The sequence below is a fragment of the Gordonia sp. B8661-1 genome (assembly GCF_059427765.1).
On sequence record NZ_JCAHRL010000011.1, the window covers coordinates 72,792 to 97,569 of the forward strand.

Genomic DNA, 24,778 nt, shown 5'->3' on the forward strand with positions numbered 1-24,778 from the left:
CCCGACGGTCAGGAGGCGTTGCCCGACAATGCCTTCCGTCCGTCGAACGGTCCGCCGAAGAGCACTGCGGGCGGGCACACATTGGCGGCACCGACGGTCGTGAGGACGGCACCGACCGCGATCAGGACGATGCCGAGGGCCATGCTGCTGCCCGCGAGAGCGACGAGACCCCCGATGATGAGCGCCACCCCGGCGACGATCCGGATCCCCCGGCCGAACGGTGTGGCCATGAAGCGTGCGAATTTCATTGTTCCCCTCCTGTGCGTCGATCGGTCCGGAGCGACGGGTCGTCCTCCGGCGTGCTCGCCGTGCGGCATACCGCGCAGCGGCCACGAATCACCAGGCCGCCCTCGGCGAGATGCGTGCCGAGTTGAGCCTGGATGGCATCCAGCGCGGATGCCGGGATCTCGATGTCGACGATGCCGTCGCACACCGTGCAGATGAAGTGGTCGTGGATCTCCGGACGGATGTCGAGGACCACGTTGCGCGACGAGGTCGGCACCGAACCGATCACCCCGCGATCCAGCAGTCTCGCGGTGATCCGGTGCAGCGAGGTGAGCGACACGTCCGGGAGCACCGCCGAAAGCGTCTCGTGCAGTTGCAGATTGGTCGCATGCCCGCGCCGCCGGAGAGCGTCGAGGACGGCGCGGGTCTGCAGGGTCGCCATAGCGGAGACCTTAGTGTGAATAATTAACCTTCGTCAACAATTGACGAAAATGATCAGCTGCTGAATGCCTCGATCGGCGGGCAGCTGCACACCAGGTTGCGGTCACCATAGGTGCCGTCGATCCGACGCACCGCGGGCCACACCTTCGCCCGTCCACCCGCGGACGGCAGGCCCTGCGGATAGACCGCGATCTCCCGGGTGTACGGGTGATCCCACTCCCCGACCAGCGCCTCGGCGGTATGCGGTGCGCCGCGCAGCGGATTGTCGTCAACCGGCCACTCCCCGGCCGCCACACGGTCGATCTCCTCGCGGATCGCGATCATGGCATCGCAGAAGGCGTCCAGTTCGTCGAGGTTCTCGCTCTCGGTGGGCTCCACCATCAGCGTGCCGGCCACCGGGAAGCTCATGGTCGGGGCATGGAAACCGTAGTCGGCCAATCGTTTTGCGACGTCATCGACGGTCACGCCGGTCGCCTTGGTGAGTGGGCGCAGATCCAGGATGCACTCATGGGCCACCAGGCCCGTCTCACCGGTGTAGAGGACCGGATAGTGATCGGCCAGGCGTCGCGCGATGTAATTGGCCGAGGCGATGGCGGTGAGCGTCGCGCGCCGCAGCCCGTCGGCACCCATCATCGCGACGTAGGCATACGTGATCGGCAGGATCGATGCCGAGCCGTAGGGCGCCGCCGAGATCGTGCCCTCGTCCCGCAGATCCGAGGCGAGGGGATGTCCCGGCAGGAACGGCGCGAGATGGTCGCGCACCGCCACCGGTCCGACGCCCGGTCCTCCGCCACCATGCGGGATGCAGAACGTCTTGTGCAGGTTCAGATGGCTGACGTCGCCTCCGAAGCGCCCCGGGCGGGCGACCCCGACCAGCGCGTTGAGATTGGCGCCGTCGACATAGACCTGACCGCCTGCGTCATGAACGGCCGCGCAGATCTCCTCGATGTCGTGTTCGAAGACCCCGTGGGTGGACGGGTAGGTAATCATGATCGCGGCCAGCTGATCGCGGTGCGCATCCACCTTCGAGCGCAGATCGTCGACATCGACGTCGCCGTTGTCGCGGCAGGCGACGACCACCACGCGCATGCCCGCCATCACCGCGGAGGCGGCGTTGGTGCCGTGCGCGCTCGACGGGATCAGGCAGACGTCGCGGTGATCGTCACCACGGCTGCGGTGATAGCCGCGGATCGCCAGCAGACCCGCGTATTCGCCCTGGGAACCCGCATTGGGTTGCACACTGACGCGGTCGTATCCGGTGATGGCGACGAGCCAGTCCTCGAGGGTCGAGATCAGCTCCCGGATGCCCTCGGAGTCCGAGTCGGGGGCGAACGGATGAAGTCCGGCGAAGCCGGGCCAGGTGATCGGCTCCATCTCGGCGGTCGCGTTGAGTTTCATGGTGCAGGACCCCAGCGGGATCATGCTGCGGTCGAGCGCAATGTCCTTGTCCGACAACGCACGCAGGTATCGCAGCATCGCGGTCTCGGTGCGGTACCGGGTGAACGCCGGGTGCGTGAGGTACTCGGTGGTGCGTGTCTCGATCGGCTGCGCGAACGGCTTGGCCCGGACGCCTTCCGCACTGAATGCCCGCAACACCGCGTCGATGTCGGCGGGGCCGGTGGTCTCGTCGCAGGCGATACCGACGGTGTGTTCGTCGATCTGCCGCAGGTTGATGTTCTCGCGCTTGGCGTTCTCGACGATCGCCGCGGCCTGGCCGTCGGCGCGCACCGCGATGGTGTCGAAGAAGTTCGCATGATCCACGGAGTACCCGGCCGCCACGAGACTGTCGGCGAGGTGTGCCGCCGCCGCGTGCGTACGTCGCGCGATGGCCCGCAGACCGTCGGCGCCGTGGTACGACGCGTACATCGCCGCCACGATCGCGAGCAGCACCTGCGCCGTGCAGATGTTGCTGGTCGCCTTCTCCCGGCGGATGTGTTGTTCACGGGTCTGCAGCGACAACCGGTACGCGAGGTTGCCCGCCTCGTCCTTGGAGACGCCCACCAGTCGCCCCGGCAACTGTCGGGCGTGTGCGGCATGAACCGACAGGTACCCGGCGTGGGGGCCACCGAAGCCCATCGGCACTCCGAAGCGCTGGGTGGTGCCGAAGCAGACGTCGGCGCCCTGCTCCCCGGGGGGCGTGATGAGAGTGAGGGCGAGCAGGTCGGCGCCGACGGCGACGAGTGCTCCGCGGTCGTGTGCCGCCTCGATGATCGGGGCCGCGTCGACGATCCGTCCGGAGGCGCCGGGCACCTGCAGGATGACCCCGAAGAAGTCGCCGTCGGGCAGACCGTAACCGGGCTTGTCCGGGTGGAGCGACGCCTCGACGACCTCGATGCCGAGCGGTTCGGCCCGCGTTTCGATGACCGCGCGGGTCTGCGGGAAGAGGTCGGCGTCGACGACGATCCGGGCGGACTTCGACTTGCCGGCCCGCCGCATGAGGGTCATCGCCTCGGCCGCCGCGGTGGCCTCGTCGAGCATGGAGGCGTTCGCGACCTCCATCGCGGTCAGGTCCGCGACCATGGTCTGGAAGTTCAGCAGCGCTTCGAGGCGTCCCTGACTGATCTCCGGCTGATACGGCGTGTAGGCGGTGTACCAGGCCGGGTTCTCCACCACGTTGCGCAGGATCACCGGCGGCGTGAGGGTGTCGTAGTAGCCGAGGCCGATCATGGAGCGCGCCACCACGTTCCGGCCGGCCAACTCCTCCAGCGTGGCGCGGATGCCGTGTTCGCCGACGGGCGCGGGCAACGCGTCCAGTCCGTTCGCATCCCGGTCGTCGGCGATGACCGCGGGCACGACGCGTTCGGCGAGTTCGTCGAGGGTGGACACCCCGATCGCCGCGAGAATGCGAGCGGTCTCCTCGGCATCGGGACCGACATGGCGGTCGGCGAAGACCGCGGCGACGAACTCCTCGGCGGACCATTCGGGGCCGGTGGAAGCAGGGATGATGGGCTCTGGGGACGTCATGGCGGTCAACCTCTCGGCGATCGGCGGCCTCCCCCTCTGTCATGTCCACGGATCCGCTTCGGATCCCGGACGCCTGAGAGATTCGGCCACATTCGCGTCGCGCCGAGACGCTCCTGCGAATGAACCTTTCACCGTGGGCGGACCCGGATTTCCGGGTCACTTTCCAGAGACGCCGGCAACTTCACGGTCCTGGGTGCCTGAGAGTTTGACGAGGAGGTGTTGCTCCTTCGGCGGTCACCGTGATAACCCGTTCGGTGACTCTCTCCCGTGACATCGCGACGTGCGATCAGTATAAACGCACGCCTGGGCGGTTTCGCGCACCGTGCGTGCGACGCGACGTGTCAGCCCGTGCGGCGCGTCCGGTTCTTGCGGCGTGCGGCCAATTCGTCCTCGGGTGCGGTTTCGGTCACACCACCGTCGGCGCGTTCGCCCGGGAAGTCGGCGATGGTGCCGGTGAGTTCCCGCATGGCACCACTGACCGCGATGCCGAAGACGCCCTGGCCGCCCTGCAGGAGGTCGACGACCTCTTCGGCAGAGGTGCACTCGTACACCGTGGTGCCGTCGGAGAACAGGGTGATGCGGGCCAGGTCCTCGACGCCGCGCTGCCGGAGATGGTCGACGGCGACCCGGATGTTCTGCAGTGAGATCCCGGTGTCCAGAAGTCGTTTGACGATCTTGAGGACCAGGATGTCCTTGAAGGAGTACAGACGCTGGCTGCCGGAGCCGGCCGCACCGCGGATCGAGGGCACCACGAGCGACGTGCGGGCCCAGTAGTCGAGCTGGCGGTAGGTGATGCCGGCGATCTGGCAGGCACTCGGGACCCGGTAGCCGACCAGTTCGTCGGGCACCGTGTCGTCCGGGAACAGACCGGGAGCGATGTCGTCCAGACTCCCCTGCGTCGCCGACGCGCGTGGTCCCGTCGAGTTCGGACCGTCGTGCGGTCCCGACTCCGACGGTGACGTCACCTCGTCATCGAACGGCTGATCGCCCACTACTGACTCCTCGCCACACCGTGGATCGCCCCGGCCGGACATGCTCCGAGACGCACCCTTGCGGATCTGCCTCGACTTTACGCGCCCGAACGCGATCTTCTCTCCATCACCGCCGAAACCCGGCGCGATGTCATGAACGGTAGGTGCCCGCCCGGGGCCGATCAATGCGACACACGGCAAAGACTCAACCTCAACTTGAGATTGACCGAACCGTTATCTACCGGCGCCGAAGACCCGGCCTACGAGCCCTCGCCCGCCCGGAAATCATCCGGTGACACGTTGTCGAGGAACTCCTTGAACTTCTCCACCTCGTCGTCGCCGGCCTCCGAGGCGTCCGACGGCCCGTCCTCGTCCGGGATCAGCAGACCGGCTTCGTCGAGGACCTCGTCGTCGGCGATGATCGGCACCCCGGCACGCATCGCCACGGCGATCGAGTCCGACGGTCGCGCGGACACGCGCAGGTCGTCGTCGAAGACCATCTCCGCGTAGAAGGTGCCCTCCTGCATGTCGATGATCCGCACCTCGACCAGAGTACGTCCGAAGTCTCCGATGAGATTCACGATCAAATCGTGGGTGAGCGGCCTCGGAGGTTCGATCCCCTTCTGCCGCAACGCGATCGACGCCGCTTCGCTCTGCCCGATCCAGATCGGGAGATAGCGCTCGCCCTCGACCTCACGCAGTAACAGCACCGGCTGGCTCTGCGGGGGCTCGACCCGAATGCCCACCACGCGCATCTCGCCCATCGGCATTCGCCTCCTCATCACACATCGAACCAGATTGTTTCCCCGGAACCGATATCGACGCTACACCGGTCACGGTCCGTCCACCGGTCCGAATCGGCCGGTCGCCACCGAGGTGAACGTCAGTCGAGGACGCCGCGAACCGCCGCCTTCACCAGCTGCGTATGCAGAGTCACCGACAGCGCGGCGATCTCCCGGACCAGTTCTTCGGCACGATCGCGCGCGCCTGTCCCCTTGCCCTTCGCGATGGGATTCGCGATCTGCGCGACGAGCCCCGCCTCACGGTCGGCCGAGACCTTGAACGCGCGCAGGTGCCGCGTCTCCACGCCGTAGTTGGCGAGCGCGGCCGCCGCCTCCACCAGACGCACGGCATCCTCGTCGAAGAAGCCCGCCGGGCCCGGGGTGAGCAGACCGTTGCGCTGGAGTTCGGTGACGAAGGCCGAATCGACACCGGTGCGTTCGATGAGTGCCTCCCGCGACACCCGACCGCCCCGCGAGCCGAAATCAGTCGCGGGCGCGACCGCACTGCGCGCCGAGGTCAACAGCCGCGGACCCGACGCCCCGCCGTCGCCACGGTCGATGGCCTCGAGTTGCTCCTTGATGACCTTGAGTGGCAGATAGCGATCGCGCTGCGCGGTGAGCACGAACCGCAGCCGATCGCAATCGGCCGAACTGAAACGGCGGTAACCCGAGGGTGCCCGTTCGGGCGTGATCAACCCCTCCGCTTCGAGAAAGCGGATCTTCGAGATCGTCACATCCGGGAAGTCCTCCCGGAGCAGCGAGAGGACCGATCCGATGGACATCGCCCCCTCGCCGCGTTGACTCGCCGACGATGACGCAGTCACGAGATCAGGCGCCTGCCTGCCCGTCACGCGGGCCGCTCAGGAACACCAGCCGGAATTTGCCGATCTGGACCTCGTCGCCGTTGCTCAGCTGCGCGGTGTCCACCGGCTCACGGTTCACGTACGTGCCGTTCAGGCTGCCCACGTCGACGACCTGGAACTCGTTGTCGCCCAGACGGAACTCGGCGTGGCGCCGGCTGACCGTGACGTCGTCGAGGAAGATGTCGCTGTCGGGATGCCGGCCGGCCGAGGTGGTCGCCTGGTCGAGCAGGAAACGCGAGCCCGCATTGGGGCCGCGCTTGACGACAAGCAGCGCCGTTCCGGGTGACAGTCGTTCGACCCCGGTGTCGGCGGGCTCACTCGAGGTGCTCGCGTTCGCATCGAGCTCGTTGATGAACTCCTCGCGGAACACAGAGGTGGTCTCCACTGGCGCCTCGATGTCCTTGTCGTTATCGCTCACCATCTCTCCTTCGTCTGTCACGGTGCCCCTTGATGTGGCACCCACGCCCCCGCGATCGGACCCGCCACACGGTGGTGTGGCGACGCCGTCGGTGGCGAATGGTCGTCTGGCCTCGAACATCCGGCTGCCCTGAGTGCGGCTGCCGGAGCGGTTCTATGACCGTACCGTGCGACGGGTGTCGCGCGGATGGTCGAGTCGATCTGAACATCGTCAAGCATAGTCGCCACGATGCCGTCGACTCCGTTCAATGGCGGTTGTACTCGCGCCTCGGGGGCATCAGCCCGCGATGACCTCGCGATAACCGTCGGCGTCGAGCATCCCGCCGAGCGCGGACTCGAGGGCCGCCTCGTCGGCAACGGTGATCTCGACGAGCCACCCGGCTCCGTACGGGTCGGAATTGACCAGATCCGGCGAGGCGTCGAGCGAGTCGTTGACGGCGCTCACGGTGCCGTCGAGGGGGCCGTAGATATCCGACACGCTCTTGGTCGACTCGACCTCGGCGAAGGACTCACCCGATGTCACCGCGTCGTCGGCCGCGGGCAACTGGACGAAGACCACGTCACCCAGGGCGTCCTGGGCGAAGTCGGTGATGCCGACTCGGACCGTCGTCGGGCCGGTCTTCTCGATCCACTCGTGCTCGGCCGTGTAGCGCAGTGCCACCGGCACATTGGAATCCGTCACGGACCCACCTTTCTGATCAATTCGGGACTACAGATTACGTCGTGCCCGGCAGCGATCGCGCCGGGAGTCGACGCACGACCAATACCGTCTGATAGGCGTACAACACCAGGGACCACACGTACATGGCGACACCCCAGATGAGGAACGCCCAGCCAACCGGATACGCGATGGTGCCGACGACCGAATCGAGCTGTCCGGCGAGCAGCCACGGGAACGCACTCATCAGTGCGAAGGTGGCCGCCTTGCCGATGTAGAGCGTCGGCAGGGCGAGAATGCCGCGCGACCGGAGCAGCGGCGCGATGGCGAACAGTGCGACGTCGCGCGCGATGATCACCCCGATCAGCCACCAGGGCACGAACTCCCGGATGCCGAACGCGATCGGGATGATGACGATGTACAGGCGATCGGCGGCCGGATCCAGCAGCTCACCGATCCGCGAGTACTGATCGAGCCAGCGTGCGATCTTGCCGTCGGCCCAGTCGGTGAATCCGGACACCATCAGCACCACGAAGGCCCAGCCGTCGGCCTTCTCCACCAGCAGCAGCCAGATGAACACCGGAATCAGCACCAGCCGCAACACGCTGAGTGCGTTGGGCAGCGTCAGCCACCGATCCGACGCCACCGGCTGTTCGGTCACCGGAAGATGCCGATGATGCCCTGGAGCGTCTTCGCCCCGCCGGACGAGAACAGATTGTCGTGCACCATGTAGGTCCACGTCGACATGGCCCGATGCAGATCCGCGGTACCCAGATCGACGCCCTCCGAGGTGATCTCGGCTTCCCGGAAGGTCTTCCGCGCATTCTCCGTCGCCTCCGCGGGGAGATCGGCGAAAGCATCCAGGATCAGTTTGTGGAACTCGTCGAGCGGGCTTTCCTTGCCCAGGGACCTCAGATGAATACTCGACCGGACATCGGAGACGAAGGCGAGGTGATCGGTCCATCCGCGGTCGAGGTGATACAGCATGATCTCCCGCGCGGCCTGCGACAGGACGTCACGGTCGACGGGCTCGACGACAGTCACCCTCTCGGTCACCGCCTCGGCGGCGCCGGAGTCCTCGGCATCCGCCGCCACCGCGGTGGCCGCTGTGGCCGTGGTGTCGGAATCGGCGTTCTCCGTGGACTTCTCGGGGGTCGCGGCACCGGTCAGCTCCGCGTACCGATCCGCCTCCTTGTCGGCGAGTTCGTCGAGGGCGACGTCGCTGTTCAGCACCTCCATCCGTCGCTGGACGACGATGTCCCGCTGCTGATTGACCAGCTTGTTGTAGCGCCAGGTGTTGGCATGCAGTTCCAGCATCACGCCCTCGGCGATGCGCTGGGCCTGCTCGATCAGGTCGATACCCTTGGATCCCATCGAACCGTCGTCCGACTGCGATACCGGATCGCGTTTGAAGGCAACGTTTTTCGTCACCAACGGGTCTTCGAGGCTGGAGAAGAACACCGAGCGTCCCGGGTCGCCCTGACGCCCGGCGCGACCGCGAAGCTGACTGTCGAGTCGCGCCGTGTCGTACCGTCCGGTACCGACCACACACAGACCGCCCAGTTCGACGATCTCCTCGCGCGCCGCGTCGTCGGCACCGGAGCCGCCGAGCCGGATGTCGGTACCGCGGCCGGCCATCTGCGTGGACACCGTCACCGCGCCCCGCGTGCCCGCCTCGGCGATGATCTGGGCCTCCTCCGCGTCGTTCTTCGCGTTGAGCACCACCGAGGGCACGCCCGCCTTGTCGAGGAAGTACGCCAGTTCCTCGGATTCGGCGACGTCGTGGGTGCCGATGAGCACCGGCTGTCCGGTCTCGTGGATCTCCTTGACGTAGGCGACCACCGCCTCGACCTTGTTGGCCTTCGTGTCGTACACACGGTCGGGTTCGTCGACCCGGATGTTCGTGGCGTTCTGCGGGATCTGCGACACCAGGAGGTCGTAGAACTGCCGGAACTGCTCACCCGCGGCGAGTGCGGTACCGGTCATGCCGCAGACGGTCGGATAGCGGCCGATGAGCGCCTGCACGGTGATGGTGTCGATGACCTCGCCGGAGTCCGTCTGGTCGAGGCCCTCCTTGATCTCCACGGCCGCCTGCACGCCGTCGGGCCAGCGCTGCAACTGCGCCACGCGGCCGCGCGACGCGTTGATGAGGTGCACACCGCCGTCACGCACGATGTAGTGGATGTCGCGTTCGAGCAGGAACTGCGCATGCATGGCGACATTGACGTGGACAAGTGTCGTGCCGACGTGTTCCTCGTCGTAGAGGTTGATGTCACCGAGTTCGGATTCGACGAACTGCGCGCCCTCGTCGGTGAGCGACACGTTTCGGCCCTCGGTGTCGATCTCGTAGTGCTTGTTCTTCATCCGCGCGACCACGTCGTGGATCTTCGCGTCCGGTACGGCGGCGTCCGTGGAGCCGGCCAGCACCAGCGGGATCAGGGCCTCGTCCACGAGGACCGAGTCGGCCTCGTCGATGATGGCGACGTCCGGCTTCGGTGCGACGAGTTCGTCGGCCGACTGGGCGAGCTGATCGCGCAGGACGTCGAAGCCGATCTCGTTCACCGAGCCGTAGGTGACATCGGCCGCGTAGGCCGCGATGCGTTCGTCGCGGGTCGAGTTCTCCGAGACCGATCCCACGACCACGCCGAAGGCCTTGAAGAGCGGTGCCATCCACTCCGCGTCACGGGTCGCGAGGTAGTCGTTCACCGAGATGACGTGGACCTGATGTCCTTGCAGCACATAGCCGATGGCCGCGATCGCACCTGCCAGGGTCTTGCCCTCACCGGTGGCCATCTCCACGACGTCGCCCTCGAGCAGCCGCAGCGCCCCCTGCAGCTGGACGTCGAAGGGCCGCAAGTCGAGCGAGCGGTCGGCCGCCTCCCGTACGAGCGCGAGGAACCTGGTCAGGTCGTCGCGGGAGGACCCGATGTCCAGCTTCTCCGCCTCGGTCCGGAATGCATCGTCGTCGAGTCCGGCAGCCCAGTCGGCGTGCTCATCGGCCTTGCCGATCTGTGCCACGGACTTCGACTGGTTGCGCGACGACTGGGAACCCAGAAGCCGCCACATGCTGTTCGTCAGCTTTCCCACCGAAACTCTTCTCCTGGATCACTCGTCGGTTGTCCTGCGAAACGTCTGGACCGGGCAGTCACCGCCGGCCCGGTCGAACGCCGTCCACGGTACGCGGTCGGCCTCGCCACATCACAGTTAACCGCGCCCGGTCCTGCACGAATGCATATGCTTTAGTCGCTCGCGGACGAAAGGCGGGGTCGTGAACCGAACGGGTGGCCGCATTCTCCGCGCGATCGTCGCGGGCCTCGTGATCGCGGCAGGTATCGGCCTCGGCGCCGCGAATTCCTGGTGGGTGGCGCTGGTCTTCGGTGTGCCGCTGGTCGTCGGCGGTATCGCGCTGATGCCCCGGCCCACTCCGCTGTCCGAACTGCCCGCGTTCCGGCGTGCCCCGGCGTCGAGCGGAGTTCCCGTCATCGTCGAGTCGATCACTCGGAGTTCGCGGGCACCGGGCGATACACAGCCCACGATGGTGACCGCCACGATCGAACCGCCCCATGACACCGCATACCGCGCCCGCTGGATCACGACGATGGGCCGCGCCGATTGCCGCGCCGTCATCGACGATCCCACGGTGACCATGGCCGCGACGGACCTTCCCCGCCGCGGGGGGTCGCGCTCCCCGGAGTTCGCCGCGCATCCCGGTATTCGTGCGGTGCTGTATCCGGCCGTCGCGGTGCTGGCCACGGCGGCGCTGCTGCTCGCAGTGCCGATGACGGGCTGGCGGGTGAACACCGAATCGGCCACCGACCGCATCTCCCGCGCCACCGACGCGATGAGCGGACTCGGCGACGACCGGGCGAGCGCCGTCGACCTGAACGCCGAGTTGCGTCAACTCCTCGCGGCGGTTGCGGCCCGCGGCGGCAACGCTTCCGGCAATCTGCTCTCCGTCTCGATCGACCCGTCCGCGGGACGCACGTCGACATCGGCCCAGATCTACGACCCGGGCAACGGCCGGTCCGTCAACCTGTGGAGATCGGGCGACGAGTGGCAGACCTCCGACCCGCAGGACACGGCGAAGCGGCGCCCGGACACCTTCCGCGCCACCGACATCGCATCCACCGACCTGAACACCATGACCGGACAGATGCACACCCGACTGGCCGCCGTCGGCGTCGAACCCGAGGAGCTGACGCGACTGACCATCTCGCGCCCCGATCGAGACGGCGCGGTCCGCGTGGTCGGGTCCTTCGACCGGAAAACCGGATCGAGCGTGGATTTCGAGGGCAGCCCGGACGGCCGTGTGGCCGACTACTGGGATCCCGGGCACTTCGCGGTGTCCTTCGCAATGGCCCGCGCCGTATTCACCGCCGAAAGCCTGCCGAGCGATCAGAAGTTCCTGCGCCGCTTCGAGATTCGCGGGATCAGCCAGGCCACTCCCACGATGTACGCGGGCAACATCCAGAGCAGCGGAGGTGTTCTGATCGAGTATTCGGGACCGCGGTCCAGCGGTCAGATCGTCCTGGTGCCGGGACACTTCCCGAAGGTCCGCAATTACGGGAAGGCATCCCGGCCGGACGGTTTCGCGCTGGACGATGTGTCCGAGCAGGTCTTCGAGGATGTGCGCCGTCAGGTGATGACGCGCGGCCGGGTCGAGAAGTTCGACACCAACGCCGTCGACATCCAGATGACGACCATCTTCCAATTCGACGGCGTACCCGTCATCCAGGTGAGCGTCGGGAGCGACGACACCGCGGCCGGGACGTTCACTCCCGACGGCCGCTTCCTGAAGTCGGGCTACTTCTGACCGTCGCCCGCGGCGCGGAGTTCGTCGACCGCGGATTGCGGGGGATGCAGGGTGCCGCGCTCCGCGAGTCCGGCGACGATGCGGTGGACCCGGGCGTAGTAGTCGGCCTGTGTCGCCGTGCTCGCGCTCTGCTGGGCCCGCCGGAACAGATCGAGCGCGGTCGCGAGTTCGTCGCGCGCGGATGCCGCGAGGTAATCGGTGCCGGACTCGCGTCCCTGCATCTCGCAGGTGCGCCAGGCATCGCCGAGCGCATTCACCGCCTGCAGATAGGTGTCGGCACGTTGCCGATCGCGCGGATAGGCATCGGTTCGCAGGGCCATCGCGTCATCGAGTGCGCGGTGGAATCGCTGCACCGCCGGCAGCCCGACATCGGTGACGCCCGGATACCGGAGCAGAAGGTCCGGTTGCAGTTCGTAGTCGCCGTACGCACCGAGTACCGCGTCGTGGCGACGCGTCGCGTCCTCCCAGAGGCGTTCGGCGGCCTCGTCACTGCCCGCATCCAGGATGCTCGGCCCCGCCGTTGCACGATCCACCGGGCCCGGATCGTCGGATGCGGCCTCGGCCGGCGCGTGACGCCGCAGGCGCGCCACCACTTCCGCCGCCGCGGGATCGCCGTCGAAGATCGCGACGCGCCAGCGAAGGATGTCCCGGGCGATCGAATCCGGATCGTCGGTGCGCGTCGAGCCATCCGGCTCGACCGTGATCCTCAACACCTGAGCACCGGCGACGGTCAGATCGGTGGGATCACCGGAACGCGCTGCGCCGGTCGATGCCGACGGTCGCTGCGTGTCCACGGCGACCTCACGGATGGCCGTGAGCGGGTAACCGACGATCTGGCGGCGCTCGTCGCCCAGGTACAGGGTGGTGTCGTCGACGGTGATCAACACCGCGCCGGGCTCGCCCAGACGGCCGACCGCGGCACAGGCGAACGCAAGCACGATGCCGCCACCGACACACATGGCGATCGTCACGGGCGCCATTCCCGCGACGTTCAGCGCCACCAGTGCGATCAACGACACGATCATGCAGAGCAACGCCGCCCGCACGGCGACCCGATGACGCGGACGCGGATACTCCGTCCGGCAACTCACCGCGACCTCCGGCAGCTCCGTCTGGGTCATCGTTCATCTCCCGTTCGGGCCGCTGGACTACGTTTGGGGTCATGCACCGTCATGATCATCGCATCTTCCGCGCCGATCGGGTCCTTCTCGGACTCGTCGCGGCGTGCATCGCCGTTCTGCTGGGCGCGACCGCCGCACCTGCCTCTGCCGCGCCCGCTCCGGAGCCGAATCCCGCGGTCGGTCCCGTGTCACCGCAGTCGGTGAAACCGCTGATCCCGTTCGGCGGCAAGGAGTACTCGTCGGTGGGAGTGATCGGCGGCGCCATCCCCGGCGGAGGTCCGCTGAAGGTCTCCTTCGGTCGCGACGGCCGGGTGTCCTTCGACGCCGGATGCAACATCCTGATGGGCACGGCACGTATCGCCGGTGACCGCCTCACGGTGTCGGGACGGCTCGCCCAGACATTGATGGCCTGCCCGGGACCGAAACGCGGCGCCGACGACTGGGTCCGCAGCTTCGTGTCGGTGCCACTCACCTGGCGTCAGGTGGGCCCGGCGCTGTTCCTGTCGAGCCCCCGTCAGACGGTCGTCCTGATCGAGGCCGCGGCTCGCTGACCCACCTGCGGCGGGGATCATCCGCACCGTCCGCATCCTGATCAACCCGGAAGGATCTTTCATGGCAGCACCGTCCAGCGACTCCCCCGCCATCGTGACCGTCACCGGTGCGGCGGGCCATATCGGCTACGCCGCCCTGTTCCGCATCGCCGCGGGCGCGATGCTAGGCCACGATCAGCGCGTGCGGTTGCGGCTGCTCGAACTTCCGCAGGCCGTCGGCGCGGCGGCCGGCACGGCCATGGAGATCGACGACGGCGCCTTCGAACTCCTCGACTCCGTCGACGTCTACGACGATCCGCGACAGGCCTTCGACGGCGCCAACTATGCACTGCTGGTCGGTGCCAAGCCCCGCAGCAAGGGCATGGAGCGTGCCGATCTGCTGCAGGCCAACGCGGCGATCTTCGCGGCCCATGGCGCGGTGCTGAATGACGTTGCCGCCGAGGACCTTCGAGTCATCGTCGTCGGCAATCCGGCGAACACCAACGCTGCCATCGCCGCGGCATCTGCGCCCGACATCCCCGGCGAGCGATTCACCGCGCTGACGCGCCTCGATCACAACCGTGCGATCGCTCAGTTGTCGCATCACACACAGTGTCCGGTGAACCGGATCAGCCGGGTCACGGTGTGGGGCAACCATTCCGCGACGCAATACCCCGACATCTTTCACGCCCGCGTCGGCGACCGCAGTGGCGCCGAGTTCGCCGAGGACCGCGACTGGCTGGTCGACGACTTCATCCCGACCGTCGCCAATCGCGGAACGGCCATCATCGAGACCCGGGGCGCGTCGTCGGCGGCGTCGGCCGCGAACGCGACCATCGATCACGTCCACGACTGGGTGCTCGGCACGCCGGGTGACGACTGGACGTCGGCATCGCTGCCCTCCCCGGGCGTCTACGGCGTCCCCGAAGGTCTCGTATGTTCGTTCCCGGTCCGCTCCGTCGACGGACGCTGGGAGATCGTCGAGGGGCTCGACATCAACGAGTTCTCGCGCGCACGCATCGATGCGTCGACCGCCGAACTCGCCGCCGAGATCGACGCGGTCCGTAACCTGCTCCCCCGCTGAGTCGCATCCGGTGGACCCGTACCGGGTCCGGCCGCCGGGCGTCACCGTAAGCTGCGTCCATGGCGAAAAAGGCGAGCAAGGGGTCGGGCAAGTCGTCGAAGAACGGTTCCGGCCGGTCGAAGGTCTCCAACGACGTCTACGAGGCCGAGTTGTTCCGGCTGCAGACCGAGCTCGTCAAACTGCAGGAATGGGTGCGGTCCAGTGGCGCCCGGGTCGTGGTGGTCTTCGAGGGCCGCGACGCCGCGGGCAAGGGCGGCACCATCAAGCGCATCACCGAATACCTGAGCCCGCGCGTCGCCCGGGTCGCGGCGCTGCCCGCCCCCACCGATCGCGAACGCGGTCAGTGGTACTACCAGCGCTATGTCGCCCATCTGCCGGCCCCCGGCGAGATCGTGCTCTTCGACCGGTCCTGGTACAACCGCGCGGGAGTCGAGAAGGTGATGGGATTCTGCACTCCGGAGGAACACACCCGGTTCCTGCGACAGACCCCGATCTTCGAGCAGATGCTCATCGACGACGGAATCCTGTTGCGCAAGTACTGGTTCTCGGTATCCGACGACGAACAGCTCAAGCGGTTCCGTGCACGCATGGACGATCCGGTGCGGCAGTGGAAGCTGAGTCCCATGGACCTGGAGGCGGTGTACCGCTGGGAGGACTACTCGCGTGCCAAGGACGAGATGATGGTGCACACCGACACCGCTCTCAGTCCGTGGTTCGTCGTCGAGTCGGACATCAAGAAGCACGCGCGGCTCAACATGATCTCGCACCTGTTGTCCACCATCGACTACCACGATGTCGAGCGACCCTCGGTGGAGTTGCCGAAGAAGCCGATCAGCAGCGGCAACTATCGCCGGCCACCGCGCTCCCTGTCCAAGTACGTACCGGATCACGTCGCGACCCTGCTCGGCGACGATAGTTGATTCCGGACATATCGGTACTATCCGGAGATGCCTACGACCCCCGCCCGCGTCATCGGCCGTGCTCGTGATCGCCTTCGCACCGAGGAGATCATCTATCTCGTCGCGCCCTCGGGTCACCCCAATTTCGGCGACGAGCTCATCGCCCGGGCGTGGCTGACCTACCTCGCGCGGGCGCGGCCGAGGGCCACCGTGGTGGTCGATTGTCACTCACCGGGACAGGCCGCGCTGCTCCTGCGTGGCGCGCATCCACGTGCGATGTTCACCGACACCCTCTGGCAGCTCAGTATCTATGCGGGCCAGGTGGCGGGAGGCACCGCGGAGAACGCCGACATCGACCCGGAACGACCATGGGAGTGGGTCGCTCGTGCGGCCACCCGGTACGGCCCGGCACCACGTCTCGCCGAAGGTGTGGCCATGCTCCGGAGTGCCACCTACATTCACCTCCTCGGCGGTGGCTACGTGAACAACGTGTGGCCACACCACATCTCGCTGGTTCTCGCCGCGGCGGCCCTGGCCCGCGACACCGGCGCCATCGCCTATGCCACCGGGCAGGGCCTCGTGCCCGCCGTCGAGGGCGAGGCGCGCGACGCACTGCGCACGGCGATCGAGGCATTCGCCGTCTTCGACGTCCGCGACGAACCGAGCGCGAACCTGCTGTCCGGCCTCGCAGCCCGGCGTGTCACCGGCGACGACGCCTGGCTGTCACTCGATCCCGCCGTGCCGCACAGCATTCCGGCACCCTCGGGGCGGGTGAATCTCTGCCTGCAGTCCGATCTGGTCGACGACTTCGCGGCCGGTGATCGCCGCGGCACCGCGGCCCTGGCACACGTCGTCACCGATCTTCTCGATGGCTGGGGTGTCGACGGGGAGTCCGTCACCGTGGTGGAATGCATTCCCGGACAGGACTTCACCGTTCCGGAGATGCTCGGCGACCGAATCGCCGGCGCCACCGTTCTCCCCTTCTTCGACGTATGGCGCGACGGGCTGCCCGTCGGCCACGGGGACACCTGGATCAGTACGCGTTTCCATCCTCATCTCATCGCCGCCGCGGCAGGAGACTCCGGAGTGGCGATCGTCCCCCGGCCGGACTACTACTCGACCAAACACCAGTCCCTGGTCGATGCGGGTTCCCGGTGGACCGTCCTCGCCGATCCTGCCGTCCTACCGGATCGTCCGGATGCGGGTGGGTTCGGCGCATCCGATCGGACCCGCGCGATCGCCATCAAACGCGCCCTCGCACGGCAGTTGTATCCGTGGCGGCCGAAATGATCTCGACCGTGCAGGCGGTGCACCGCTAACATCGCCTGCACCATGTGGATCGGTTTCGCGGAATTCGACTATCTCCTCGGCGACGTGCACTCGCTCAAACACAAACGCTCGGTGGTGCGTCCGATCATCGCCGAGATTCGCAGGCGTTTCTCCGTCTCGGTCGCCGAGGTCGCTCACCTCGACGCCCACCGACGCACCGTCATCGGGGTCTCCGTGGTCTCCGCCGATCGCGCTCACGTCATCGATGTGCTCGATGCCGTGGAACGGCACGCGGCCGCGCGCCCCGACACCGAACTGCTGTCGGTCCGTCGACGAGTCATCACGTCCGAGGACGTCTGAACAGCGACAATCCCGCGGCCACAGCGACCTCCGCGTACGCGTCCGCCAACGTATCCACGGTCTCGTGCGCGTTGAGTCCACTCGGGTTCGGCACCACCCACACCTGTGCGCCCTCCCAGTCCTCCGGCTGACGACCGGTCGTCGCGCGCGGCAAACCGAAAGCCGTCCGGTACGCCGTGATCCCGGCGACCGCGACCACGGCGGGCGACACCTCACGGACTCTGGCACGGAGTCGTTCGCCACCGGCCCGCAGTTCGTCGGCGGACAGTTCGGCGGCCGTGGCGGTCGCCCGCGGCACCACGTTGGTGATTCCGATTCCCCTGTCCGTCAACGCATCCCGATCCTCAGCCGCCATGCCTGCCGAGGCGTCGATGAGGTGATCGACGATGCCCGCCCGGTAGAGCGCCGGATAGAAACGATTGCCGCGCCGCGCGAAGTGCGCATCCACCGCCGCCGTCCACAGACCGGGGTTGATTCCCACGAACAACAGCCGGCAGTCATCACCGATCAGGTCGTCGACCTCGGTGTCACGGAACGCGAGCAGTTCGTCCCTCGTGAATCCCACGGCCCGTCACGCCCCGGTGGACGTCAGGGCCCGAATGCCGCGCGGCATCAACGGGCCTGGGCCACGCAGAATTCGTTGCCATCCGGATCGGCGAGCGTGACCCATCGGAATGCACCGCCGGGGGCTTCCCGATCGCCGATCTTCGTCGCGCCCGCCTCGACGAGCCGCGCGACCTCGGCGCCGACATCCGTGGCGGCCAGGTCCAGATGCATCCGATTCTTTCCCGGCGTCGGTTCCTCGACCAACTGGAAACCCAGGCTCGGTGCGCCATCCACGGCCACCACCACGAAGAACCCCTCGTTCTCGGCAACCACCTGCCCGTTCACCTGGTCCGCCCACCAGCGGCCGAGCCGGACCGGATCGACGGTGTCGACGCTGATCATCCCCACGGAAAGTGTCATGACCGGCACGCTACCTCGCCGTCACCGGCGTCATCGAGCAACGTTCGCGTGAGAATCCGGCACGGTATCCGAAGGGCCACACGCAGCCCGGCATCCCGCACGGCGGCCGGACTTGTGGCTTGATGGAGTGATGGACGACAGCACACACACCGAGAAACCTCTTGTCATCGTCGATGCGGCCAACGTGGTCGGGTCCAAGCCGGACGGCTGGTGGCGCGATCGGCGCGGAGCCAACGAACGGCTGCGCGATCGTCTGGCGAAGCTCTCCGAGACCGGGCTCGCGTCCGCGCCGGGGCCCGTCGACGTCCTGCTCGTCGTCGAGGGGCAGGCGCGCGGGGTGACGTCGTCGCCGACGGTGACCACGGTCGAGGCGCGCGGTTCCGGCGATGACCGCATCGTGGAGGTGGTGGCCGAGAACCCCGGTCGCCGACTTGTGGTGGTGACGTCGGATCGTGAGCTACGCGAACGGGTTTCGGCACTGGGAGCAGAGGTCGTCGGCCCCTCCGCGCTGTGACGGTCCCGACAGCAAACAGATCTCGACCCTAGGTCCGTGCGTCCGGTAATACCATCGGTGACGGGGGTTGTTCACGGGGGCCGAGAAAGGACCAACGATGGCCCGGTACGACCTGCCCACGATGACGGACCTGCGGACGCTGAACGCTCCGCACCGGAACGCGATCACGATCTACGCGCAGACATCGCCCGCTCCGGATCAGCGCGACGCGGCCCAGCTCGCCGTGAAGAGCGCCTTCGATGCCGCCATCCGCGAACTCCGTGCGGCAGGTATCCGGCACAACGACGAGCAGGCACTGCGCGATCGCTGGGAGAAGATCCGCACCGAGGACATCTGGATGGCTCTGTCGCAGTCGCTCGCGGTCTTCATCGCCGACGACGTCACCGAGGTCTTCGTCCTGCCGAACCGGCTGGAGAACCAGACCCAGGTCGGCACTTACTTCGACCTCGGACAGCTGATCCGGGCGGTCACGACCCCGCAGTCGGCATTCGCTCTGACCCTGTCGGGCAGTGGGTGGAACCTGTGGCGCGCCACCGCGACAACGGTCGCCGCAGAGGTCGAGCTCGCCGGTGAGCACGCGGTCGACGTCGCCGACGCCACCAACCGTGCGACCATCCGCGACCGCGCGCACGTCCGCAGACTCGTCGGCGACGAAGGCAGGAAGGTTCTCCTGGAACAGTATGCAAGGCGCGTCGCGGAGGCAGTGAAAGCCGAAGTGGGACAGCTCGATCCGAATGGCACCCGACCGTTCTTCCTGTTCGCCACCGATCCCCTGGTCGACATGTATCGGGCTGCGGACCCCGATCGGCGGATCGTCGCCGTCCACGGCAGTCCCGACGAACTCCGCGCCGACGAGATCGACGCCGCGCTGCGCCCGAGGCTCGCCGAACTGAACGCGGCGCATGCGAACTCGGTCGTCGACGGGATCACCGACGGCACCGCGCGGGGCCTCGTCGCCACCGATCTGGTCGACATCAGTCGCGCCGCCGCAGCCGGCGCGGTCGGCACCCTGGTGTACGACTTCACCGTCGACGTCCTCGGCACGATGGACGACGCGACCGGCGACCTCACCTTCGACGACAAGGGTTACGACCTGCTGTCGCGGATCGCCCTGACCGTCCTCGACCGGGGCGGCGAGGTCATCGCGGTGCGACCGGACGAGGTGACCGCAGATGCCTGGCCGGGTACCGCGATCGCGGGCTTGCGACACGCGTTGAGCTGACGCCTGCACCCGACCACCCGCGCCGCATCACCCGCCTCCGGGTGATGCGGCGCGGTGTTTGCGAGCGGAAATGGCCCTGCCATATTTCTCCGCGTACCGTTGACATGAATCCCAGCCGTCGCACGCGAGTTCTGAGGAGGATCAGTGCCAACAGTTGCCGAAGATATCGTCCGGATCATCAAATCCGCAGGGGTCGAACGGGTTTACGGAATCCCTGGCGACTCCCTCAACGGCTTCACGGACGCTCTCCGCGCCGACGGCGGCATCACCTGGGAGCATGTGCGGCACGAGGAGGCAGCGGCCTTCGCGGCATCGGCCGACGCCGCCCTGACCGGCGATCTCGCGGTCTGCGCGGGCAGCTGCGGTCCGGGCAACCTGCACCTCATCAACGGACTCTTCGAAGCGCATCGCAGCCGCGTCCCGGTGCTGGCGCTCGCCGCACAGATCCCCGCGGACGAGGTGGGCAGCAACTACTTCCAGGAAACCCACCCGGAGCGCCTCTTCACCGAGTGCAGCGCCTACTGCGAAGTCGTGACCACCGCCGATCAGATGCCGCGACTGCTCGACATCGCCATCCGCACCGCCGTCGAGCAACGCGATGTGGCGGTGCTCGTGATCCCGGGTGAGCTCTTCCTGACGAACCAACCGAAGAATGCCTTCTCCGACCCGAAGCGCGGCGCACCCATCCGGTGGATCGACCGGGTGCTCCGTCCCACCGAGACACAGCTCGACCAGGCTGCGCAGCTTCTCAACGACTCGGAAAGGGTGACCATCCTCGCGGGCGCGGGCGTGGCCGGTGCCCACGACGACGTCGTGGCGCTCGCCGCCGCCCTGCAGGCACCCATCGTGCATTCGCTGCGCGGCAAGGAGTACATCGAGTACGACAACCCCTACGACGTGGGCATGACCGGCCTGCTGGGTTTCACGTCGGGATATCGCGCCATCGAGAAGTGCGACACGCTGTTGATGCTCGGCACCGACCTGCCGTACCAGCAGTTCTATCCGTCGAAGGCCACGGTGATCCAGCTCGATGAGCGCGGTAGCCAGATAGGCCGGCGCACCCCGGTCGACCTCGGATTGGTCGGCACCGTCGCCGACACGGTGCCCGGGCTGACAGAACGCATCCGCTCCGGCCGTGACCCCGAACATCTGCGAGCATCGTTGCGCCACTACGCCTCTGCGCGCGAGAACCTCGACGACCTGGCGACCAACGACCACCGGGCGCCCATTCACCCGCAATACTTGGCCCGGCTGGTCAGTGATCTGGCCTCCGACGACGCGGTGTTCATCCCCGATGTGGGGTCACCGGTCGTGTGGGCGGCACGGTATCTGCGGATGAACGGCCGCCGACGGCTCATCGGGTCGTTCTCGCACGGCACGATGGCGAACGCGTTGTCGCAGGGCGTCGGTGCACAGAGCGCCTACCCCGGGCGGCAGGTGATCGCGCTGGCCGGCGACGGCGGTCTCGCCATGTTGCTGGGCGAACTGCTGACCCTGGTCCAGAACAAGCTGCCGGTCAAGGTCGTGGTGTTCAACAACTCGTCGCTCAACTTCGTCGAGTTGGAGATGAAGGCGGCCGGTTTCGTCACCTTCGGCACCGATCTCGAGAACCCGGATTTCGCGAAACTCGCCGAGTCCGTCGGCATCTACGGCCGCCGGGTCACCGAGCCCGACGACCTCCAGAGTGCCCTCACGGACTTCCTCGCCCACGACGGCCCGGCGCTCCTGGACGTCGTGACCGCCCGCCAGGAACTGTCGATCCCACCGACCATTTCGGCCGCGCAGGCGAAGGGCTTCGCCCTGTACGCCCTGCGCACGGTGATGTCGGGACGCGGCGACGAACTCGTGGATCTGGCTCAGACCAACGTGATTCGGCGCCTGTTCGACTGACTCGCCTCAGCCGCCGGCCACGCCCGCACCCCGGACACATCCGGCAGCACGTCGGCCGTGAACTCCGGGTCGCGGCCGACGTCGACCCGGGAGTCGTAGTGGCGCAGCACTTTCAGTGCGATCGGAGCGAGCATCAGCATCGCGGCGATGTTCGGAAACGCCATGCATCGCTACGTTGCCGAGTGCACGTTTGCCGAGAGGACGGGACCCATCCGCCGATGTCGACCTCCCCGTAGAAGCTACCGAACGCACAGACCTTGCCGGGGCCGGTACGCGACGCCGATCAGCGACCGAAGCCCGCGTCGCGGAGAGCCTGCGCCATCGACCCGGCGGGCTCGTCACGACGCCCGCGGTCACGCCCCTTGCCGTTGCCCTTGCCGCCGTTGCCACCCTTGCCACCGGTGTTCGCGTTCCCGCGGGGGCCCTTGCCCCGATGCCCGTTCCCGCCGCGGTCTGCGGACGTACCGCCGCCGGCATCGCGTGCTCCCCCACCGGCGGACCGTTTGGCCTCGTCAGTGAGCCGCAAGGTCAGTCCGATGCGCTTACGTTCGACGTCGACGTCGACCACCTTCACCCGGACGACCTGCCCTGACCGGACGACCTCGTGCGGATCCGAGACGTACCGGTCGGACATGGCGGAAACGTGGACGAGACCGTCCTGGTGGACACCCACGTCGACGAATGCCCCGAAGGCGGCGACGTTGGTGACCACACCTTCGAGCACCATGCCGGGCTTGAGATCGGAGACCTTCTCGACTCCCGCGGCGAAGGTCGCGGTCTCGAAGGCCGGACGCGGATCGCGCCCAGGCTTCTCCAGCTCGGCCAGGATGTCGGTCACCGTCGGCACGCCGAACCGGTCATCGGCGAAGTCGTCGGGGCGCAATCCGCGGAGGGTTCGGGTATCGCCGATGATCTCGGCGACGGCCAGCCCGCTGCGGTCGGCGATCTTGTGTACGACCGGATACGACTCGGGATGCACCCCGGAGGAGTCCAGCGGATCGTCGCCCTCGCGGATGCGGAGGAAGCCCGCACATTGTTCGAAAGCCTTGGGCCCCAGTCGCGGAACGTCGAGCAGCTGGGTCCGGCTGCGGAACCGACCGGTGCCGTCGCGATGCGCCACGATCGCGGCGGCCAGTGTCGGTGTCACCCCGGACACCCGCGACAGCAACGGTACCGACGCCGTGTTGAGGTCGACGCCGACCGCGTTCACGGCGTCCTCCACCACAGCGTCGAGACTGCGGGCCAGGGTCGCGGGGGTGATGTCGTGCTGATACTGGCCCACACCAATGGATTTCGGATCGATCTTCACCAGTTCGGCGAGCGGATCCTGGAGACGTCTCGCGATGGAGACCGCACCCCGGAGCGAAACGTCGAGCTGCGGCAACTCCTGCGAGGCGTATTCGGAGGCCGAGTACACCGACGCACCTGCCTCACTCACCATGGCCTTGACGGGTGGACGGGCACCCGCCTTGCCGATGTCGGCGATGAGTTCACCGGCCAGCGCATCGGTTTCGCGGGAGGCGGTGCCGTTGCCCACGGCGACCAACTCGACACCGTGGCGGGCGACGAGCGCGGCCAGGGTGGCCTTGGCCTGATCCCACTGGTTCTGCGGTTGATGCGGATAGATCGCACACGTATCGACGACCTTGCCGGTGGCGTCGACGACCGCGACCTTGACACCGGTGCGGAATCCCGGATCGAGTCCGAGGGTGGTGCGGGTGCCCGCCGGTGCGGCCAGCAACAGGTCGCGCAGGTTGGTGGCGAAGACTCCGACGGCCTCGCCCTCGGCGCGCTGCCGCAAGCGGATTCGGGCGTCGATCGATGCCGACACCATCAACTTCGTGCGCCACGCCCACCGTGCCGTACTCAGTAGCCACGGGGTCGCGGGACCGGCCTTCGAGGCGTCGATGCCGAGCGTTGCGGCGACGAGTGCCTCGTAGCCTTCGTCCTCGCCGCCGTCCAGGGTCAGCGTCAGCGCCTCTTCCTTCTCACCACGCAGCACGGCGAGCACCCGGTGGGACGGCATCGAGTCGAGCGGTTCGGCGAAATCGAAGTAGTCGCGGTACTTCTGCGCCGCCGGGGTGGCGGCCGCCGACTCGGAGCGGGCCGCGGTGCGCATCGTCCCATCGGCCCAGAAACGTTCACGGATGGTGCCGACGAGTTCGGCATCCTCCGACGCACGTTCGACGAGAATCTGCCGAGCGCCGTCGAGGGCCGCTGCGGCATCGGACACGTTCTCGCCCACGAACCCGGCCGCGACGTCCTCGGGCACCAGCGACGGATCCGCGAGCAGGCGGTCGGCCAGCGGTTCGAGTCCGGCCTCGCGGGCGATCTGTGCCTTCGTGCGGCGCTTCGGCTTGTACGGCAGGTAAATGTCCTCGACCCGGGCCTTGGTGTCGGCGCGGTACAGCGCCGTCCGCAGTTCGTCGGTGAGCTTCCCCTGCTCCCCGATGGAGGCCAGGACCGCGTCCCGCCGCTCGTCGAGCTCCCGGAGGTAGCGCAGACGCTCGTCCAGGGTGCGCAACTGGGCATCGTCGAGACTGCCCGTCACCTCCTTGCGGTAGCGCGCGATGAACGGCACGGTGGCGCCGTCGTCGAGCAATCGGACTGCTGCCGCCACTTGATTCTCACCGACGGACAGTTCGTCGGCGATACGGCTGTTGACGGATTTCACGGGTGCACTCGAATCCACCCGGTGGACCCTACCGAAGCCCACGGACAGTGTGGCGGAAGAGATCCCGGCACTGTCGTTACGTCGGCTAACGATGGCACTTGAACTGGCATTTCAG

General features: G+C 67.5%; 24 protein-coding genes and 1 riboswitch. Of the genes, 9 read left to right on the forward strand and 15 right to left on the reverse strand.

The window, feature by feature from the left end; translation table 11 throughout:
* Window positions 1-8 precede the first annotated feature (8 nt).
* From AC4JJG_RS19135 to secA2, 10 genes are all read right to left on the reverse strand, one after another.
* A complete protein-coding gene (locus AC4JJG_RS19135; RefSeq protein ID WP_495401921.1) occupies window positions 9-248 on the reverse strand; it encodes a YgaP family membrane protein in 240 nt (79 codons plus the stop codon).
* Window positions 245-667 (reverse strand): Fur family transcriptional regulator, encoded by a 423-nt coding sequence (locus AC4JJG_RS19140; protein WP_495401920.1) that lies wholly within the window; start codon window positions 665-667, stop codon window positions 245-247. The genes AC4JJG_RS19135 and AC4JJG_RS19140 overlap by 4 nt, the downstream gene beginning before the upstream one ends.
* Window positions 668-720: 53 nt before the next feature.
* A complete protein-coding gene (gcvP, locus tag AC4JJG_RS19145; RefSeq protein WP_495401919.1) occupies window positions 721-3,630 on the reverse strand; it encodes an aminomethyl-transferring glycine dehydrogenase in 2,910 nt (969 codons plus the stop codon).
* A 174-nt stretch (window positions 3,631-3,804) separates the two neighbouring features.
* Window positions 3,805-3,908, reverse strand: a riboswitch (glycine riboswitch).
* A 63-nt stretch (window positions 3,909-3,971) separates the two neighbouring features.
* Window positions 3,972-4,622, reverse strand: a complete 651-nt coding sequence (locus AC4JJG_RS19150; protein ID WP_495401918.1) for a MerR family transcriptional regulator — start codon at window positions 4,620-4,622, stop codon at window positions 3,972-3,974.
* A gap of 239 nt (window positions 4,623-4,861) precedes the next feature.
* Complete coding sequence (locus AC4JJG_RS19155) at window positions 4,862-5,365, reverse strand: bifunctional nuclease family protein (RefSeq protein ID WP_495401917.1); 504 nt, start codon at window positions 5,363-5,365, stop codon at window positions 4,862-4,864.
* A 119-nt stretch (window positions 5,366-5,484) separates the two neighbouring features.
* Window positions 5,485-6,165 (reverse strand): transcriptional regulator FtsR, encoded by a 681-nt coding sequence (ftsR, locus tag AC4JJG_RS19160; protein ID WP_495401915.1) that lies wholly within the window; start codon window positions 6,163-6,165, stop codon window positions 5,485-5,487.
* Window positions 6,166-6,211: 46 nt separating this feature from the next.
* Window positions 6,212-6,667: a glycogen accumulation regulator GarA gene (gene garA / locus AC4JJG_RS19165; protein WP_495401914.1), complete on the reverse strand. Its 456-nt coding sequence runs from the start codon at window positions 6,665-6,667 to the stop codon at window positions 6,212-6,214.
* 273 nt (window positions 6,668-6,940) lie between these two features.
* Window positions 6,941-7,345, reverse strand: coding sequence for a glycine cleavage system protein GcvH (gene gcvH / locus AC4JJG_RS19170; protein ID WP_495401913.1), 405 nt, complete (start codon window positions 7,343-7,345; stop codon window positions 6,941-6,943).
* A gap of 34 nt (window positions 7,346-7,379) precedes the next feature.
* On the reverse strand, window positions 7,380-7,982 hold the full coding sequence (locus AC4JJG_RS19175) for a CDP-alcohol phosphatidyltransferase family protein (protein ID WP_495401912.1): 603 nt from the start codon (window positions 7,980-7,982) through the stop codon (window positions 7,380-7,382).
* Complete coding sequence (gene secA2, locus AC4JJG_RS19180) at window positions 7,979-10,408, reverse strand: accessory Sec system translocase SecA2 (protein WP_495401911.1); 2,430 nt, start codon at window positions 10,406-10,408, stop codon at window positions 7,979-7,981. The genes AC4JJG_RS19175 and secA2 overlap by 4 nt, the downstream gene beginning before the upstream one ends.
* Window positions 10,409-10,589: 181 nt before the next feature.
* On the opposite strand from secA2, the gene AC4JJG_RS19185 reads away from it, so the two are divergent.
* Complete coding sequence (locus tag AC4JJG_RS19185; RefSeq protein ID WP_495401910.1) at window positions 10,590-12,134, forward strand: hypothetical protein; 1,545 nt, start codon at window positions 10,590-10,592, stop codon at window positions 12,132-12,134.
* Here the strand turns inward: AC4JJG_RS19185 and AC4JJG_RS19190 are convergent.
* On the reverse strand, window positions 12,125-13,255 hold the full coding sequence (locus AC4JJG_RS19190) for a hypothetical protein (protein ID WP_495401909.1): 1,131 nt from the start codon (window positions 13,253-13,255) through the stop codon (window positions 12,125-12,127). The genes AC4JJG_RS19185 and AC4JJG_RS19190 overlap by 10 nt on opposite strands.
* A gap of 41 nt (window positions 13,256-13,296) precedes the next feature.
* Between AC4JJG_RS19190 and AC4JJG_RS19195 the strand changes: the two genes are divergently transcribed.
* The 5 genes from AC4JJG_RS19195 to AC4JJG_RS19215 all read left to right on the forward strand — a co-directional run bounded on the left by AC4JJG_RS19195 (window position 13,297) and on the right by AC4JJG_RS19215 (window position 17,397).
* Window positions 13,297-13,806, forward strand: a complete 510-nt coding sequence (locus AC4JJG_RS19195) for an META domain-containing protein (RefSeq protein ID WP_495401908.1) — start codon at window positions 13,297-13,299, stop codon at window positions 13,804-13,806.
* A 61-nt stretch (window positions 13,807-13,867) separates the two neighbouring features.
* The gene (locus AC4JJG_RS19200; RefSeq protein ID WP_495401907.1) at window positions 13,868-14,869 is read left to right on the forward strand and encodes a malate dehydrogenase; all 1,002 of its coding nucleotides are present in this window, start codon (window positions 13,868-13,870) and stop codon (window positions 14,867-14,869) included.
* Window positions 14,870-14,928: 59 nt separating this feature from the next.
* The gene (ppk2, locus tag AC4JJG_RS19205; RefSeq protein ID WP_495401906.1) at window positions 14,929-15,789 is read left to right on the forward strand and encodes a polyphosphate kinase 2; all 861 of its coding nucleotides are present in this window, start codon (window positions 14,929-14,931) and stop codon (window positions 15,787-15,789) included.
* A gap of 27 nt (window positions 15,790-15,816) precedes the next feature.
* Window positions 15,817-17,058, forward strand: a complete 1,242-nt coding sequence (locus tag AC4JJG_RS19210) for a polysaccharide pyruvyl transferase family protein (protein WP_495401904.1) — start codon at window positions 15,817-15,819, stop codon at window positions 17,056-17,058.
* 42 nt (window positions 17,059-17,100) lie between these two features.
* Window positions 17,101-17,397 carry a DUF503 domain-containing protein gene (locus AC4JJG_RS19215; protein WP_495401903.1) on the forward strand — a complete coding sequence of 99 codons (297 nt, stop codon included), beginning with the start codon at window positions 17,101-17,103 and terminating at the stop codon, window positions 17,395-17,397.
* Here AC4JJG_RS19215 and AC4JJG_RS19220 read toward each other — a convergent pair.
* Window positions 17,378-17,962: a mismatch-specific DNA-glycosylase gene (locus tag AC4JJG_RS19220; RefSeq protein WP_495401902.1), complete on the reverse strand. Its 585-nt coding sequence runs from the start codon at window positions 17,960-17,962 to the stop codon at window positions 17,378-17,380. The two genes, AC4JJG_RS19215 and AC4JJG_RS19220, sit on opposite strands and share 20 nt — an antisense overlap.
* A gap of 47 nt (window positions 17,963-18,009) precedes the next feature.
* A complete protein-coding gene (locus tag AC4JJG_RS19225) occupies window positions 18,010-18,363 on the reverse strand; it encodes a VOC family protein (RefSeq protein ID WP_495401901.1) in 354 nt (117 codons plus the stop codon).
* Between the two features lie 130 nt (window positions 18,364-18,493).
* Between AC4JJG_RS19225 and AC4JJG_RS19230 the strand changes: the two genes are divergently transcribed.
* From AC4JJG_RS19230 to poxB, 3 genes are all read left to right on the forward strand, one after another.
* Window positions 18,494-18,877 (forward strand): PIN domain-containing protein, encoded by a 384-nt coding sequence (locus AC4JJG_RS19230; RefSeq protein WP_495401900.1) that lies wholly within the window; start codon window positions 18,494-18,496, stop codon window positions 18,875-18,877.
* Window positions 18,878-18,974: 97 nt separating this feature from the next.
* Window positions 18,975-20,099, forward strand: coding sequence for a baeRF11 domain-containing protein (locus tag AC4JJG_RS19235; RefSeq protein WP_495401899.1), 1,125 nt, complete (start codon window positions 18,975-18,977; stop codon window positions 20,097-20,099).
* A 144-nt stretch (window positions 20,100-20,243) separates the two neighbouring features.
* Window positions 20,244-21,989, forward strand: coding sequence for a ubiquinone-dependent pyruvate dehydrogenase (gene poxB / locus AC4JJG_RS19240; protein ID WP_495401898.1), 1,746 nt, complete (start codon window positions 20,244-20,246; stop codon window positions 21,987-21,989).
* Here poxB and AC4JJG_RS19245 read toward each other — a convergent pair.
* Both AC4JJG_RS19245 and AC4JJG_RS19250 read right to left on the reverse strand, forming a co-directional pair.
* A complete protein-coding gene (locus AC4JJG_RS19245) occupies window positions 21,956-22,153 on the reverse strand; it encodes a hypothetical protein (RefSeq protein ID WP_495401897.1) in 198 nt (65 codons plus the stop codon). The genes poxB and AC4JJG_RS19245 overlap by 34 nt on opposite strands.
* Window positions 22,154-22,272: 119 nt before the next feature.
* The gene (locus AC4JJG_RS19250; protein ID WP_495401896.1) at window positions 22,273-24,681 is read right to left on the reverse strand and encodes a Tex family protein; all 2,409 of its coding nucleotides are present in this window, start codon (window positions 24,679-24,681) and stop codon (window positions 22,273-22,275) included.
* Between the last annotated feature and the right edge of the window lie 97 nt (window positions 24,682-24,778).

Excerpts from the sequence above, each read along its gene's own strand:
- AC4JJG_RS19200 (WP_495401907.1), top strand. The coding sequence starts at position 13,868 with ATGGCAGCACCGTCCAGCGACTCCCCCGCCATCGTGACCGTCACCGGT.
- AC4JJG_RS19235 (WP_495401899.1), top strand. The coding sequence starts at position 18,975 with ATGGCCCGGTACGACCTGCCCACGATGACGGACCTGCGGACGCTGAAC.
- garA (WP_495401914.1), bottom strand. The coding sequence starts at position 6,667 with ATGGTGAGCGATAACGACAAGGACATCGAGGCGCCAGTGGAGACCACC.
- AC4JJG_RS19245 (WP_495401897.1), bottom strand. The coding sequence starts at position 22,153 with ATGGCGTTTCCGAACATCGCCGCGATGCTGATGCTCGCTCCGATCGCA.
- gcvP (WP_495401919.1), bottom strand. The coding sequence starts at position 3,630 with ATGACGTCCCCAGAGCCCATCATCCCTGCTTCCACCGGCCCCGAATGG.
- AC4JJG_RS19225 (WP_495401901.1), bottom strand. The coding sequence starts at position 18,363 with ATGACACTTTCCGTGGGGATGATCAGCGTCGACACCGTCGATCCGGTC.
- AC4JJG_RS19230 (WP_495401900.1), top strand. The coding sequence starts at position 18,494 with ATGGACGACAGCACACACACCGAGAAACCTCTTGTCATCGTCGATGCG.
- AC4JJG_RS19215 (WP_495401903.1), top strand. The coding sequence starts at position 17,101 with ATGTGGATCGGTTTCGCGGAATTCGACTATCTCCTCGGCGACGTGCAC.
- AC4JJG_RS19190 (WP_495401909.1), bottom strand. The coding sequence starts at position 13,255 with ATGACCCAGACGGAGCTGCCGGAGGTCGCGGTGAGTTGCCGGACGGAG.
- AC4JJG_RS19140 (WP_495401920.1), bottom strand. The coding sequence starts at position 667 with ATGGCGACCCTGCAGACCCGCGCCGTCCTCGACGCTCTCCGGCGGCGC.
- AC4JJG_RS19195 (WP_495401908.1), top strand. The coding sequence starts at position 13,297 with ATGCACCGTCATGATCATCGCATCTTCCGCGCCGATCGGGTCCTTCTC.
- ftsR (WP_495401915.1), bottom strand. The coding sequence starts at position 6,165 with ATGTCCATCGGATCGGTCCTCTCGCTGCTCCGGGAGGACTTCCCGGAT.
- ppk2 (WP_495401906.1), top strand. The coding sequence starts at position 14,929 with ATGGCGAAAAAGGCGAGCAAGGGGTCGGGCAAGTCGTCGAAGAACGGT.
- AC4JJG_RS19135 (WP_495401921.1), bottom strand. The coding sequence starts at position 248 with ATGAAATTCGCACGCTTCATGGCCACACCGTTCGGCCGGGGGATCCGG.
- AC4JJG_RS19155 (WP_495401917.1), bottom strand. The coding sequence starts at position 5,365 with ATGGGCGAGATGCGCGTGGTGGGCATTCGGGTCGAGCCCCCGCAGAGC.
- AC4JJG_RS19210 (WP_495401904.1), top strand. The coding sequence starts at position 15,817 with ATGCCTACGACCCCCGCCCGCGTCATCGGCCGTGCTCGTGATCGCCTT.